Below are 735 nucleotides of genomic sequence, written 5' to 3'. Positions count from 1 at the left end.
TAGCTGGTGCGGCCCTTGGCGTCGAAGCGGCGCATGCGGTCCAGGACGGTGTCGGCGGTGGGGGTGTGGAGTTCGTCGACGATGCGGCCGTCGGCGAGGAAGACGACGCGGTCGGCGTAGGAGGCGGCGACGGGGTCGTGGGTGACCATGACGACGGTCTGGCCGAGTTCGCGGACGGAGTTGCGGAGGAAGGAGAGGATCTCGGCGCCGGAGCGGGAGTCGAGGTTCCCGGTGGGTTCGTCGGCGAAGATGATGTCGGGCTTGCCGGCGAGGGCGCGGGCGCAGGCGACGCGCTGCTGCTGGCCGCCGGAGAGCTGGGAGGGGCGGTGGGTGAGGCGGCCGGAGAGGCCGACGGTGTCGACGACGCGGTCGAGCCAGGTCTTGTCGACCTTGCGGCCGGCGATGTCCATCGGGAGGGTGATGTTCTCCAGGGCGGTGAGGGTGGGGAGGAGGTTGAAGGCCTGGAAGATGAAACCGATGTGGTCGCGGCGCAGCTGGGTGAGCTGCTTGTCCTTGAGGCCGACGAGTTCGGTGTCGCCGATGGTGGAGGAGCCGGAGGTGACGGTGTCGAGGCCGGCCATGCAGTGCATGAGGGTGGACTTGCCGGAGCCGGAGGGGCCCATGATGGCGGTGAACTCGCCCTGCGGGAAGGCCACGCTGACGTTGTCGAGGGCGACGACGCGGGTCTCCCCCTCCCCGTAGACCTTGTTCAGGCCGGTGGCGCGGGCGGCCGCC

1 protein-coding gene is annotated in these 735 nt (G+C 70.3%); it reads right to left on the bottom strand.

What is annotated here, in order from left to right; translation table 11 throughout:
* A partial coding sequence (locus KV557_RS41965; protein WP_256178762.1) for an ABC transporter ATP-binding protein occupies positions 1–735 on the bottom strand: 735 nt, incomplete at both ends.

The sequence above is a fragment of the Kitasatospora aureofaciens genome (assembly GCF_019192735.1).
GTDB lineage: Bacteria > Actinomycetota > Actinomycetes > Streptomycetales > Streptomycetaceae > Kitasatospora > Kitasatospora aureofaciens_A.
The sequence above is the reverse complement of the archived record's forward strand: the minus strand, read 5'-3'. Positions and strand labels throughout refer to the sequence as shown.